This window comes from Cognaticolwellia mytili, from assembly GCF_002104475.1.
GTDB lineage: Bacteria > Pseudomonadota > Gammaproteobacteria > Enterobacterales > Alteromonadaceae > Cognaticolwellia > Cognaticolwellia mytili.
Window position 1 is genome coordinate 819,898 of record NZ_NBOF01000002.1, and the last position, 13,502, is coordinate 833,399.

At 38.3% G+C, this 13,502-nt stretch carries 12 protein-coding genes; 8 read left to right on the forward strand and 4 right to left on the reverse strand.

Annotated elements, in window-relative coordinates; all coding sequences use genetic code 11:
- Positions 1 to 298 precede the first annotated feature (298 nt).
- The 7 genes from B7C41_RS20590 (at position 299) to yacG (ending at position 6,745) form a co-directional block, all read left to right on the forward strand.
- Positions 299 to 730: a pilin gene (locus B7C41_RS20590; protein WP_328590776.1), complete on the forward strand. Its 432-nt coding sequence runs from the start codon at positions 299 to 301 to the stop codon at positions 728 to 730.
- Positions 731 to 847: 117 nt separating this feature from the next.
- Positions 848 to 2,554 carry a type IV-A pilus assembly ATPase PilB gene (pilB, locus tag B7C41_RS08450; protein WP_085298348.1) on the forward strand — a complete coding sequence of 569 codons (1,707 nt, stop codon included), beginning with the start codon at positions 848 to 850 and terminating at the stop codon, positions 2,552 to 2,554.
- Between the two features lie 138 nt (positions 2,555 to 2,692).
- Complete coding sequence (locus B7C41_RS08455) at positions 2,693 to 3,943, forward strand: type II secretion system F family protein (RefSeq protein ID WP_085298349.1); 1,251 nt, start codon at positions 2,693 to 2,695, stop codon at positions 3,941 to 3,943.
- 132 nt (positions 3,944 to 4,075) lie between these two features.
- Positions 4,076 to 4,960, forward strand: a complete 885-nt coding sequence (locus B7C41_RS08460) for a prepilin peptidase (RefSeq protein ID WP_328590777.1) — start codon at positions 4,076 to 4,078, stop codon at positions 4,958 to 4,960.
- A gap of 33 nt (positions 4,961 to 4,993) precedes the next feature.
- Positions 4,994 to 5,599 (forward strand): dephospho-CoA kinase, encoded by a 606-nt coding sequence (gene coaE, locus B7C41_RS08465; protein WP_085298351.1) that lies wholly within the window; start codon positions 4,994 to 4,996, stop codon positions 5,597 to 5,599.
- A 97-nt stretch (positions 5,600 to 5,696) separates the two neighbouring features.
- The gene (gene zapD, locus B7C41_RS08470) at positions 5,697 to 6,443 is read left to right on the forward strand and encodes a cell division protein ZapD (RefSeq protein ID WP_085298352.1); all 747 of its coding nucleotides are present in this window, start codon (positions 5,697 to 5,699) and stop codon (positions 6,441 to 6,443) included.
- A gap of 65 nt (positions 6,444 to 6,508) precedes the next feature.
- A complete protein-coding gene (gene yacG, locus B7C41_RS08475; RefSeq protein WP_085298353.1) occupies positions 6,509 to 6,745 on the forward strand; it encodes a DNA gyrase inhibitor YacG in 237 nt (78 codons plus the stop codon).
- A gap of 75 nt (positions 6,746 to 6,820) precedes the next feature.
- Here yacG and mutT read toward each other — a convergent pair whose 3' ends face one another.
- From mutT to B7C41_RS08490, 3 genes are all read right to left on the reverse strand, one after another.
- Positions 6,821 to 7,222 (reverse strand): 8-oxo-dGTP diphosphatase MutT, encoded by a 402-nt coding sequence (gene mutT / locus B7C41_RS08480; protein ID WP_169712431.1) that lies wholly within the window; start codon positions 7,220 to 7,222, stop codon positions 6,821 to 6,823.
- A 229-nt stretch (positions 7,223 to 7,451) separates the two neighbouring features.
- Entirely contained in the window at positions 7,452 to 10,130 is a 2,679-nt protein-coding gene (secA, locus tag B7C41_RS08485) for a preprotein translocase subunit SecA (RefSeq protein WP_085298355.1), read from the reverse strand.
- A gap of 126 nt (positions 10,131 to 10,256) precedes the next feature.
- Positions 10,257 to 11,156, reverse strand: coding sequence for a M23 family metallopeptidase (locus B7C41_RS08490; RefSeq protein ID WP_085298356.1), 900 nt, complete (start codon positions 11,154 to 11,156; stop codon positions 10,257 to 10,259).
- 33 nt (positions 11,157 to 11,189) lie between these two features.
- Between B7C41_RS08490 and B7C41_RS08495 the strand changes: the two genes are divergently transcribed.
- Complete coding sequence (locus B7C41_RS08495) at positions 11,190 to 11,651, forward strand: DUF721 domain-containing protein (RefSeq protein WP_085298357.1); 462 nt, start codon at positions 11,190 to 11,192, stop codon at positions 11,649 to 11,651.
- 98 nt (positions 11,652 to 11,749) lie between these two features.
- On the opposite strand, the gene B7C41_RS08500 is transcribed toward B7C41_RS08495, so the two are convergent.
- A complete protein-coding gene (locus B7C41_RS08500; RefSeq protein WP_158089101.1) occupies positions 11,750 to 13,441 on the reverse strand; it encodes a methyl-accepting chemotaxis protein in 1,692 nt (563 codons plus the stop codon).
- Positions 13,442 to 13,502 lie beyond the last annotated feature (61 nt).

Genomic DNA, 13,502 nt, shown 5'->3' on the forward strand with positions numbered 1-13,502 from the left:
ATAAAAACCTATTTAGCTATTAAAACCAAACTCGAATAAACAGCTATAATGCCACACTACTCTTCTTCGATTCGCTATTTTTAGGCCTTAGTAGTTTAAAGTTGAAACAGTGACTATACCCTCGTGAATCTCGGTATAATGCCCCACTATAAGTAAGCTGTTGATTACAATATAACATCAGGTAATTACGCTTTCCGTTTCTTATGATTAAGTAAATAAGGTTGCTTAATAATTGTACATTTCATGAATTCTGAACCAGTATAAATTGAGCCCCCCGTAATAACGCATGGAATGACTGATGATGAACAAGACATTACAAAACTTAAATACGATAAAGAAATATCAAGGCTTTACACTCATTGAATTGATGATTGTCGTCGCGATTATTGGAATCTTAGCAGCAGTGGCTTTACCTCAATATCAGCAATATACACAAAAAGCTCGATACTCTGATGTAAATGTTTCTGTTGCTGCGGTAAAGACAGCAATGGCCGTATGCCTTAACCTTGAAGGTGTATTAGCATCATGTGATACATATACTGAAATAGGTATATCTCAACCAGCGGCTACAGATAATGTAGCCTCAGTAGCTATTGCGACAACGACTGGTGTTATAACCGGTACTGGAACTACTGCAGCAGGCGCTTACACGACAATATGGACACCAAGTGTTACTGGATCATTCGTTCACACAACCACCAGTACTTGCATTGACGCTAACGTTTGCTAAACGTGAAAGCAATAAGAATCCCTTAATGAGGCTTCTTATTGCTTGTAAATTCATACTTTTAGATCTGCTATGGCCTTAATCTTTAACCGTAGGTAATTTATGAGTTTTATTTAGAATATGAAAGGACTTCATCAACAATCGAGTGTTTTGTCTGCCCTATCAAAACACAATTTAGTTTCAGCTGAACTGGTCGAAAAAATCGGTGCTAATTTTATTCGACAAAAAAAAACTTTTATCCAATATCTTGTTGAAGATAACGAAATAGATCCAGAGCGCATAGCAACGATTCTATCTCGTAGCTTTGGTTATCCACTCATAGACTTAGCCAATTTTGATACCGCCACCATACCCGACGGTGTACATAATGAAAAGCTCATGCGCAAACATAATGCCTTACCGTTATTTTTACGTGGTAAAGTGCTATTTGTTGCCATGTCAGACCCAACTAATTTAGATGCTCTTGAAGAAATTCAATTTAACACTGGCTTTTCTACCGAGTTAATCCTTGCCAATGAATTATCTTTAGCTACCTGTATTGATAAAGTGCTAGAAGAAGATAGTGATGTTCTCGGCATCTCTAATATTGACGAGGAAGAATTAGCCAATATAGATATACAAAAAGAACCACAAGAAGAGAGCATCAACTATGGCGATCGAGAAGATGCCCCGATTGTCGTCTATATCAATAAAATACTCTTAGATGCCATTCGTAAAGGCGCATCGGATTTACATTTTGAACCTTATGAAAAGTCATATCGTATTCGCTTTCGTATTGACGGTATTTTAAGCGAAGTCGCTAAGCCACCCGTCTCACTCTCTTCAAGAATTGCTGCTCGCTTAAAAGTAATGTCAAAGCTAGACATTGCTGAGCGACGAGTACCACAAGATGGTCGAATAAAATTAGCTTTATCTCAGAAAAAATCATTTGATTTTCGTGTTAGTACTTTACCCACGATGTGGGGTGAAAAAGTCGTAATGCGTATTCTTGACTCATCAAGTGCCATGTTAGGTATAGACACGTTAGGTTATGCTCCTGAACAAAAAAACACATACATGCAAGCATTGGCACAGCCCCAGGGTATGATTTTGGTCACAGGCCCTACAGGTTCAGGTAAAACGGTATCACTGTATACAGGATTAAATATTTTGAATACAGACGCACGTAATATCTCAACCGCCGAAGATCCTGTTGAAATTAATCTTGAAGGTATTAACCAAGTACAAATTAACACCAGAGCAGGGCTCACCTTTCCAGCTGCATTACGATCATTTTTACGACAAGACCCAGATATTGTTATGGTCGGTGAAATTCGTGATTTAGAAACCGCTGAAATAGCAATTAAGGCCGCTCAAACCGGCCATCTTGTACTATCAACATTACATACAAATTCAGCTGCTGAGACACTAACTCGCTTACTCAACATGGGCGTACCATCATACAATGTCGCAAGCTCTATCAGCATTATTATCGCTCAACGACTGGCACGACGGCTGTGTATTCAATGTAAAACTAAAGAACAGATACCAAAAAATGAACTATTACAACAAGGTTTTTTGCCTGAACAACTCGACAATATATCCTTATATAAGCCCGTTGGTTGTCATTTATGCACTGGTGGCTATAAAGGTCGTATTGGTATATATGAAGTAATAAAAATTAGTGAAACTACTGCGAACTTAATTATGACTGGTGCTAACTCTTTAGATATTGCCGCACAATGCCAACGCGAAGGCTATAATAACTTGCGTCAATCAGGGTTAGAGAAGGCTGCTTTAGGTATCACATGCTTAAAGGAAGTTAACCGCGTAACAAGTAGCCAATAACTTCATTAAAAAAGCTCAGCCAAATATTTAAAGCACCATTACTAAGCGAAAAATAAAGTACAAATATAAACTAATAATATCAAATAGCGGCTCTTTATTAACGATAAAATTCGATAATAAACAATTGAGGTTAAGCGAATGGCTGTGATATCTAAAAGCAAAGGAAAAAACAGCGAAATTAAGGCACTCAGTATCTATAAATGGCAAGGCTTAAATCGAAAAGGTAAAAAGGTTAATGGCGAGCTAAATGCGAACAATATGATTGAATTGAAGACGCAATTACGCAAGCAAGGTATTACGCCAGGAAAAGTCAGCAAAAAAGCAAAGCCTCTATTTGGCGTGGGCGGAGATAAGGAAGTTACCCCTGCTGATATTGCTATTATTACCCGTCAAATTGCCACTATGTTAAGTGCCGGCGTACCTTTAGTGCAAACCATTGAAATGATTGCGTCCGGCCACAACAATACCAATATGCAAGAATTGCTAGTTTCTATTGGCAATAAATTACAATCAGGTATGCCACTTTCTGATTGCTTACGCGCACACCCGATATACTTTGATAACTTATATTGTGATTTAGTACACTCAGGTGAGCAATCTGGCGCCTTAGAAATTATTTATGATCGTATCGCAACCTACAAAGAAAAAGCTGAAGCATTAAAGGCTAAAATAAAGAAAGCTATGACTTATCCTATTTCGGTACTCCTTATTGCCCTAATTGTCACCGCAATACTGTTAATATTCGTTGTACCAGTGTTTCAAGACATATTTGCCAGCTTTGGTGCAGAACTGCCCGCTTTTACTAAATTGGTCATTGCTATTTCTGAATTCATGCAAGTCTATTGGAGTTTTGGTTTAGCGATGATATTTCTTGCAAGTTACTTATTTCGAAAAGCGCATTTAAAAAATCAACACTTTCGTGATAATGTCGATAAAAAAATACTAAAGATCCCTATCATTGGTGACATACTAAAAAAGGCTGCTGTAGCACGATATGCTAGAACCTTATCAACAACCTTTGCTGCTGGTGTACCACTACCTGATGCACTAGCTTCAGCTGCAGGTGCATCAGGTAATGCCGTATTTCGCGAAGCAATATTCGATATTAAAGCAGAAGTAACCTCAGGCATGCAGATGAATTTAGCCATGCGAAACTGTGCAATTTTTCCGGATATGGTGATCCAAATGGTTGCTATAGGTGAAGAATCAGGTGCTGTTGATGATATGCTTGCAAAAGTCGCCACTGTTTACGAACAAGACGTCGACAATGCCGTTGATAACTTAACCACATTACTCGAGCCTATGATTATGGCTGTACTTGGTGTTGTTATTGGCGGCTTAATTATTGCTATGTATTTACCCATATTTCAAATTGGTATGGTGGTATAAAGGTGACCGTCGTGTAACTCTCTACTATTGAAATAAAACGATACTAGCCAAGATGTTTTATTGCGGTAAAATAACAAAAATAACTAAAAATTCATTTTAGATTAACGCATAGAAAATAGGAATACAGCACACTTGACAGATTTCATTTCACTTATGAGTAATAACCCAACTTTTTTCTTTGGTGTAACCTTTGTTTTTTCGTTAATGATCGGCAGTTTTTTAAATGTAGTCATTCTTCGTTTACCAAAAATGCTTGAGCAAGGCTGGAAGAAAGAGTGCCGAGAGTTTTTGGCTGATGAAATTACCACGCCAAGTGCTTCTAAAAATGAAGAAGCGTTCACACTTTCAACACCTAGGTCAAGCTGTCCTTCTTGCCAACATAGAATAACTTTTTATGAGAACATTCCAATTATTAGCTGGCTATTTTTACGTGGTAAATGCAGCCGGTGTCATACAAAAATATCCTTACGCTACCCCATAGTCGAACTAACAACAGCACTATTAAGCGTAGTGATATCAGCACATTTTGGCGTTACTTTTACAACATTGATGCTATTAATATTAACTTGGGGACTAGTGTGTTTAACCCTGATTGATCTTGATCACATGCTATTGCCAGATCAAATTACCCTTCCGTTACTTTGGCTTGGTTTACTGGTCAATCTAAATGACGCTATCGTACCACTAAGCGATGCGGTTATTGGCGCCATAGCCGGCTACACAAGTTTATTTAGCATTGTTTGGCTATTTAAGCTCTGTACAGGTAAGGAAGGTATGGGACATGGCGACTTCAAATTACTCGCGGTTTTCGGTGCATGGATTGGCTGGCAATTATTACCTTTACTGATATTAATGGCTTCTGCCGTTGGCGCTATTATTGGTATTAGTATGATGACATTTAAAAATCACCAACGCGAGCAGCCCATTCCTTTTGGCCCATATTTAGCAGTAGCCGGTTGGATCACTTTATTATGGGGTAATGGTATTTGGGCATGGTATTTAAGCTACTTGTACTAAATAGAAGTGAAATAGTCTTTACAGAGAAGAAAGATGTCTAAATTTATTATTGGTTTAACTGGCGGTATTGGCAGTGGAAAAACAACTGTTAGCAACATGTTTGCTGAACTAGGTGTTGATATTATCGATGCAGATGTTGTGGCCAGAGAAGCTGTTGCGCCTAATAGCGTTGCATTGACTGCAATAGAAAGTTACTTTGGCGCTGAGTATATCAATGCTAAGAAGCAACTCGACAGAGCAAAACTACGCACCCGCATCTTTAGTAACCCAAAAGATAAAGAATGGTTAAACAGTTTATTACATCCATTGATACGCCAAGAAATACTTAACCAACTCGCCCATGCACAAAGTGATTATTGTATTTTAGTGGCCCCCCTATTACTGGAAAATAGCTTAAATAAACTGGTCAGCAGAGTTTTAGTGGTTGATATTGATGAAGCGAGCCAAGTAACAAGAACACTTGCCCGAGATACAAGTTCTCAGGACGAAATTAAACGTATTATCGCCAGCCAAATATCACGGAATGAGCGACTTCGTTTTGCTGATGATATTATCGACAACCAAACCTTGACCATAGAGCAAATTCGCCAGCGGGTACAAGTTTTGCATCACCAATATTATAACGACAGTCATCAATAGCTTGAAATCACCGGTAAACCTGTGTTTTTGATAAATAATTCGCCATTTTAGCCTGCTATGGTTACTATAAAGAGATAATGACTAAATATACTCACTAATGACCTCAATACTCTATGAACACCCGCTCAACGAGCGTATACGTAACTATCTGAAACTTGAACAGTTATTTACTCAAGTTTCGGACTGTCTACGGCATAGTCTTGTAATCAGTCATAATACCTTCTTTTCTTCGCTTTTTGCGATTATCGACACTTTAGAGCGCAATGATATTCGTGGCGATCTGATAAAAGATTTGGAAAAACTTGAACAGAACTTAGTTATTTGGTCACAAATCCCTGATGTCGATAGTGCTATTCTTGAGGTTAACTTAAGAAAAACTATCGCCTTGTCAAGTCAGTTAAAAAAAGCACCTCCACATTGGCTTAGGTTAAAAGATGATAAGTTTTTAACTGGATTAAAACAACGATTTGCCATACAAGGGGGTAACTGCCACTTTGATTTACCGCAATTACAATTTTGGCTTAAACAACCAGTAGGTGAAGTGGAAGCACAGTGCCAACAATGGCTTGCCTACTTGCAACAAATAGAAGACGCATTGTTACTGATATTACGATTTATACGTCAACGAGCAACATTTGATAACATTGTCACTCAGAGTGGATTTTACCAAGACAATGGCGACGGCTTAATATTATTAAGGATTAAAGTCGCATGCGGGCTTGCTTGTTATCCAACTATTAGCGGTAACCGTTTACGTTATTCCATTCGCTTTATGTCGCCATGTGAAGAACTAGGCAGAAAATACATTAAACAAGCAATAACCTTCCAGCTAGCGCGCTGTTAATTTATTAGCCGCTCGTCCATATTTTTCTTATAATAGCGACAACAGTCCCCATAACAATTATTAATATGACACTAAAAGTAGCTTGTCCAACCTGTAAAAAAGAAGTTATCTGGCAGGAAAAAAGCCAACACCGCCCGTTTTGTAGCAAACGTTGCCAATTAATTGATATCGGTGATTGGGCAGATGAAAATCACAAAATCAGTCAACCTGTACAAGGCGCCGTTGAGTTAAATGAAGAAATGTTAGACGCACTTGAAGAACAATTTTTACAGCACAATAAATTTTTTGTTGAACCAGAATAACATGCTCGATAGGCGTTTATCTGACTATGCAAAGATAAACGCCAAAGTCATTTATCTTTCAAATTATCTTTTAAGCTAACTTGGGTAGCACTGCTGTAACTTATCTATAATGGCTTGGTTCGCTGCCGGGAAATTTAAGGTAGAAAACTCCACCAAAGTAAACCAACCTTCTTGTTGACCTTCTAGCGCTTTTGCTTGCCCAGTAAAATTATCAACAACAAACACCTCCAATAGTACTTTCTTATCACCATAATCATGATTAATTTGCATTAAAGGCGTACAAGTAAGTATATCTATGGCAACTTCTTCCTTTAGCTCACGATGAAGTGCCTGATGGACAGTTTCATTCAATTCAACTTTGCCACCCGGAAACTCCCACTTCCCACCTTGATGAGCATCAGCAAGCCTTTTAGTGAGAAAGAATTTATTTTCTTGCGTAATTACGCCAACGGCAACGTGAACAATTTTTGTCATCATAAAACCTTTTTCATTTTCATTTCAGTAAACCATCATTCTTAATTTGGTATGGCATATCATTCATCGACGTACATGGATGCACTAATGCCGTGAAACCATGGGTGGCTAAGAGCGGCCCGAACATGGACGCTCCTTCACATCCTTGTGATCGCGTCATACCGTTCATCCATGAACATAAAAATGCCAGTCAATTGACTGGCATTTATAAGTGATTTACTCGCTTAATGTTCTAGCTTAATTTGCCATGACATTGCTTGTATTTCTTACCTGAACCACACGGACAAGCTTCATTTCGTCCCACACGTGGAGTGGCGGCTTGTTCAGGCTCTGAAGCTGACTCATGCTTAAACTCTTTTGGTGCTTCATCTGCTTTTCTGTGTTGCTCTTCTACTGCTTCAACATCAGACTCAGCACGAATTTGTACCTTACTTAGAATACCAACAACATCATATTTTAAGTTTTCAAGTAATTCAGAGAAAAGCTCAAACGATTCACGCTTAAACTCTTGTTTAGGGTTCTTCTGCGCGTAACCACGTAAATGAATACCTTGGCGTAAATGATCCATCGCCGCTAAATGTTCTTTCCAATGTGAATCTAAGCTTTGTAGCATTACGGCTTTTTCAAATTGACGTAAAACTTCAGCGCCGACCATTTCTTCTTTCGCACTGTAGCTTACTTCAACTTCAGCAAGAATTTTTTCACGTAATGTTTCTTCGTGCAGCTTAGTGTCTTCTTCTAACCATTTTGCTAATGGTAGTTCAATAGTAAGCTCACCTTTCAGGCGTTCTTCTAACCCTGGAACATCCCACATTTCTTCTAGAGACTGTGGCGGAATATGTTGTGCAATTAAACCATTAACCACATCGCCACGTATCGCTTTAATGACTTCGGCAATATCAGCTTCATCCATCAATTCATTACGTTGTTCGTAAATAACTTTACGTTGATCGTTTGAAACATCATCAAATTCTAGTAATTGCTTACGAATATCAAAGTTACGCCCTTCAACTTTACGCTGTGCGTTTTCAATACTTTTTGTCACCCAAGGATGTTCAATAGCTTCGCCACGTTCCATACCCAGTTTACGCATCATATTAGAAATACGTTCAGAAGCAAAAATACGCATTAAACCATCTTCCATTGAAAGATAGAAGCGTGTTGAACCAGCATCACCTTGACGACCCGAGCGACCACGTAATTGGTTATCAATCCGACGAGACTCGTGACGCTCTGTTGCAACTATGTGTAAACCACCAAGCTCTAGTACTTTATCATGCTCTTCTTTCCAAGAAGCTTTTAACTTTTCAACTTGCTCATCACTTGGGTTATTAAGCTTAGCAAGCATCGCACCTAAGTTACCACCAAGTACAATATCAGTACCACGACCAGCCATATTCGTAGCAATAGTTACTGCCCCAACCTTACCTGCATCTGCAACGATTTCAGCTTCTTGTTGGTGAAATTTAGCATTAAGCACTTTATGTTTAATTTTTGATTTTTTCAAAAATGATGACAAAAATTCAGACGTTTCAATACTAATAGTACCAACTAATACAGGCTGACCACGCTCAACACAGTCTTTAATGTCTTCTAGAATAGCTTCAAATTTCTCTTCACCTGTTAAATAAATCAGATCAGGTAAATCTTTACGCACCATTGGCTGGTTAGTCGGGATAACAACCGTTTCTAAGCCATAAATATGATTAAATTCAAATGCTTCAGTATCAGCTGTACCTGTCATGCCTGATAGCTTTTGGTAAATTCGGAAGAAATTTTGGAAAGTAATAGAAGCAAGTGTTTGGTTTTCGTTTTGAATATCAACACCTTCTTTGGCTTCTACTGCTTGATGCAAGCCTTCTGACCAGCGACGACCTTCCATTGTACGACCAGTATGCTCATCAACAATAACAATTTCGCCATCTTTAACAATATAGTCAACATCTTTCTGAAATAACTTATGCGCGCGCAATGCCGCCATCACATGATGAAGTAAAGTGATATTCGCCGCAGAAAACAGTGAATCACCCTGCTGCATCAACCCCTTTTCCAACATTATTTCTTCAATGTGAATTTGGCCAAGCTCTGTTAAATAAATTTGCTTAGACTTCTCATCAATGGTGTAGTCACCAGTACTATCTTCACCTTCTTTGTCTTCTTCATCTTGTTGTACTAATGTGGGCACAACTAAATTAATATTACGATAGAGCTCAGAGCTATCTTCGGCTTGGCCTGAGATAATTAACGGCGTACGTGCCTCATCAATTAATATCGAATCAACTTCATCAATAACCGCAAAATTTAACGGTTTTTGTGCTCTTTCTTCAGGTGAAAAAGCCATATTGTCACGCAGGTAGTCAAAACCGAATTCGTTGTTGGTTCCATAGGTTATATCTGAATTATAAGCTGCTTGTTTATCACTCGGATCCATACCTGCGATATTACAGCCTACGGTCATACCTAAAAATTCAAATAATGGTCGACTCCAATCAGCATCACGTGTTGCCAAATAATCATTTACGGTGATTACATGTACACCTTTACCTGTTAAGCCATTTAAGTATGATGGCAGTGTTGCCGTTAAAGTTTTACCTTCACCAGTACGCATCTCAGCGATTTTACCGGAATTAAGTACCATACCACCAATCATCTGTACATCGAAGTGACGCATACCGAAAACTCGTTTACTTGCTTCACGTACCACTGCAAACGCTTCTGGCAAAATAGCATCAAGTGTTTCACCTTGTTCTATGCGTTCTTTGAATTCGATAGTTTTAGCTTTTAACTCTTCGTCATTTAATGCTTCAAAAACGGGCTCTAGAGCATTAATTTTTATTACTTCTTTGCGCATTTGTTTCAGTAATCGATCATTTCGACTACCAAACATTTTTGTCATTAAATTTACAAACATCGTGTTAAACCATATTGAGAAGATAATCTTCCGCTGAAAATAAAGTGCTCGGTGGGACCGAACACATAAAGTTGCCTAGCATTGTAATCGCAGTTGTATTTTAAACAACTGAAATTGACAATTATTCTATTTTTTTGCTTTTCGATATACGTATTTTATCGGATCTATCTGGCGATTATTACGTAAAATCTCATAATGTACATGTGGGCCTGTTGAACGCCCCGTACTACCCATCTTTGCAATCACTTGACCTTTAGTGACAACATCACCGACAGAAACTACAAGTTTTTTATTATGACCATAGCGGGTTTTTAAACCATCACCATGATTAATTTCGATTAAATTTCCATAACCATAGCGACTACTTGCCCAGCTCACTACACCCGATGCAGTGGCAATAATGTCAGCATCTTCACTGCCCGCAAAATCAACACCTTTGTGTAATGCTGGCTTGCCACTAAAGGGATCTTTCCGCGTGCCATAGTATGAGGACAACCAACCTTTTGTTATTGGTCGACCAGACAAATAGCTTGTATTCTCTATATGGTGACCCAAAGTGATAGATTCAAGCATCTTTAGCTGTTTTTCTTCATGGGCAAGAGAATCTTCAAGTTTTGAAATGCTAATGAGTAGCTCAGTTAAGTCCTGCTTCGGCTGTACAGTACTTTGCACAATGGGGCCGCCACTAGGCGGAAGTTGTTCAAAGTTAAACTCTTTATCAGGAATACTAGCGTCTTCCGCTAAACGATCGCCCAAAGCATTCAAGCGTAAAACCTGACTTTGTAGTTCAGCTAATTTCATTGTGACTGCAGTCACTTGCTCGTTATTTGAAATAGGTCTATCTAAATTAGGTAAGCTGGTCAATTGGTAGACAGGACTTTTGGGCGCTTCATCAGTCGAAGCAATCAGATGCACAATAAAGCCAGAAATCATTGCAAACACGGTTAATGCTGATAGCCAATGAACTTTATTTAGTTTCATTGAAAATCTAACATTCTTTCCGCGGTATAGTAGTGTTAAACTCATAGTTAATTTATCGTTTTCTTCAAGAGCTGACTTATGGCACGTAAATCAAAAATACCTACAGACATGTCAGCCCTGTTTAATTCAACGTCAGGCACTTTGGCACAAATAACAGCAAAAACCAACTCTTTAACCATATTGTCAGACATTGTACGACAAATATGCCCTGACCTACCAGAAGATGCCTGGAAAATAGCCAATTTCAAAGGGAAATCTTTAGTTATTGAAGTCAATTCTGCGGTATGGAGCCAAAGGTTACAGTTTGAACGTATGAACATTTGCCATGAGCTCACCCAAGTAACTGAAAATCAATTTAATCAAATTGAGATCAAAATCACGCCTTATCGCACTAAAGTTCCTGAAAAAACAGTCCTGCCAGATGCAATTAGCTCTACCATTTCAAAAGCGACGGCTACACAACTATTGGCAGTAGCAAAAAATGCACCCGAAGGCTTGCGTAAAAAAATTGAAAAGTTGGCAGCTCACGCTAATAAATAAATTTACTAGCGACGCTGCTTCCTCATAAAAACTAAAAATCAAATAACTTGCAGGTAATAATTACCTTCAAGTTAGCGCTGCAAAAAGTCATAAATACACTATTTATCGGTCTCAATCAGGTTGCCTAGTCCCTTTGAAATAGCACCTAAATTTTGCGTTTCGAGGACTGTTTTCTCTGCGCCTTCTAAAACGTCGCTACTCACATTAGCAATATCACCGATGTTGTCATCTAATGACGTTATCGTTGCTAACTGCAGGGCTGCAGCTTCATTAATATCCGAATTTAATTGGTTGATTTTCATAATTTGATCTATAACTTGCTGTAAGTTCTCACTAGCTTGTAAGGCACTTTCAACCGTGTTGTTGGCTTTATCTGTACTGGTTTTCATTACTGTACTTGCCTGCTGACTTCCTGATTGAAGCTCACCAACCAGCTGATTGATTTCACTAGTAGCTGATTGCGTTCTCTGAGCTAATGTCCTTACCTCGTCCGCAACTACGGCAAAGCCTCGCCCTTGCTCTCCTGCTCTAGCGGCTTCTATAGCAGCATTTAGCGCTAACAGGTTGGTTTGCTCTGCGATGCTGTCAATTGTACTAATTATGCTACCAATACTTTCACTTTGCTGAGATAAATCAACCACAACCTTATTAGCTTCTTGAACATTATCAGACAAAGATTCAAGTGAATGTAAGGTGTGCTGCATTTTACCACTACTTTGAGTAATGTTTTGCGTCATTTCTTGTGTGGTTATCGTCGTATGACTCACTCTTTCAGTGACATTTTCACTGACCGCTTTTAATTCCTCTATCGAACTAGAAATGCTAGCTAAGTTTTTTTGCTGTGTAAAAATACTACTTTGAGTTTCTTCAGCGATCACTAATGTTGTTTTCGCATGTTCATCAACATCATCCGCTTGCTTTTTAATTTTGTTAAGTACATTGTGAAGTTCACTGTGCAGTGTCTTTATCCCTGACGATAATAAGCCAATTTCATATTTTGCATCATTAACGTGCCACTTACTTAACTTCCCAAGCTTTAAATTCTCGGCCATGTGTTGTGTGTTTTTAGTTAAATTTGCAATTGGGCTAGAAACATTACGATATAAAAAGTAATAGACAATTATGATTACAATAGTAAAAGTGATGAAAACCAGGGCGCTCATTTTTAGTGCCCATTGTTTTGCTTGATCTAATTTAATTTTAATATTTGTTACAACAGACAAACCTCCAAGCACGTTAACCGCAGTGGTAGGTATACTATGACAATTTGCACAACCATCATGCATATTACTCATTAACGGGACAGATATTTTATAATATTCATCATCTAAATAGGTTCTTGCAGTCAAGTCACCTTCTGAAAAGCGTTTAATAGAATCGACTTCAAACTGACCTGACATGGCTGTAACGGATTTTCCAAACGAGGTCAAATTCAATAGTTTCTCATCTGTGAACAAACGAACTCGAGGTATATCATCACCAAAGTCATGCGTCACAGCGGTATCAACCGCTTCAATGGTTTTAATCCAATTACGATGAATAATTTCTTTTTTAGCTGCATCTGCCTCGGAAGTGAATTCATCATTAAACTTTATGGTTGATACCATAAACATTTGTGCTGTCCGCTGAATTTGCTCATTACTTTGTTGCTCAATTTCTTGTAACGTATCGGTTTTAAAACCTTCAAATAAAATCATAGCGAGAACAAAACAGGCAATTACCCCCACAATAGTCAGCCTAAATAGAATATTAAAGTTTAAGGTCGAGAAACCTAGCTTCCTTTGCTGCATATACATATCCTTTCTACTAAATTTTTAGAGTCATTTTGATATAACTTCATCTTAATAAATA

Coding starts and splice junctions, on each gene's coding strand:
- B7C41_RS08455 (WP_085298349.1), top strand. CDS start 2,693: ATGGCTGTGATATCTAAAAGCAAAGGAAAAAACAGCGAAATTAAGGCA.
- yacG (WP_085298353.1), top strand. CDS start 6,509: ATGACACTAAAAGTAGCTTGTCCAACCTGTAAAAAAGAAGTTATCTGG.
- coaE (WP_085298351.1), top strand. CDS start 4,994: ATGTCTAAATTTATTATTGGTTTAACTGGCGGTATTGGCAGTGGAAAA.
- mutT (WP_169712431.1), bottom strand. CDS start 7,222: ATGATGACAAAAATTGTTCACGTTGCCGTTGGCGTAATTACGCAAGAA.
- zapD (WP_085298352.1), top strand. CDS start 5,697: ATGACCTCAATACTCTATGAACACCCGCTCAACGAGCGTATACGTAAC.
- B7C41_RS08500 (WP_158089101.1), bottom strand. CDS start 13,441: ATGCAGCAAAGGAAGCTAGGTTTCTCGACCTTAAACTTTAATATTCTA.
- B7C41_RS08495 (WP_085298357.1), top strand. CDS start 11,190: ATGGCACGTAAATCAAAAATACCTACAGACATGTCAGCCCTGTTTAAT.
- B7C41_RS20590 (WP_328590776.1), top strand. CDS start 299: ATGATGAACAAGACATTACAAAACTTAAATACGATAAAGAAATATCAA.
- pilB (WP_085298348.1), top strand. CDS start 848: ATGAAAGGACTTCATCAACAATCGAGTGTTTTGTCTGCCCTATCAAAA.
- secA (WP_085298355.1), bottom strand. CDS start 10,130: ATGTTTGTAAATTTAATGACAAAAATGTTTGGTAGTCGAAATGATCGA.
- B7C41_RS08490 (WP_085298356.1), bottom strand. CDS start 11,156: ATGAGTTTAACACTACTATACCGCGGAAAGAATGTTAGATTTTCAATG.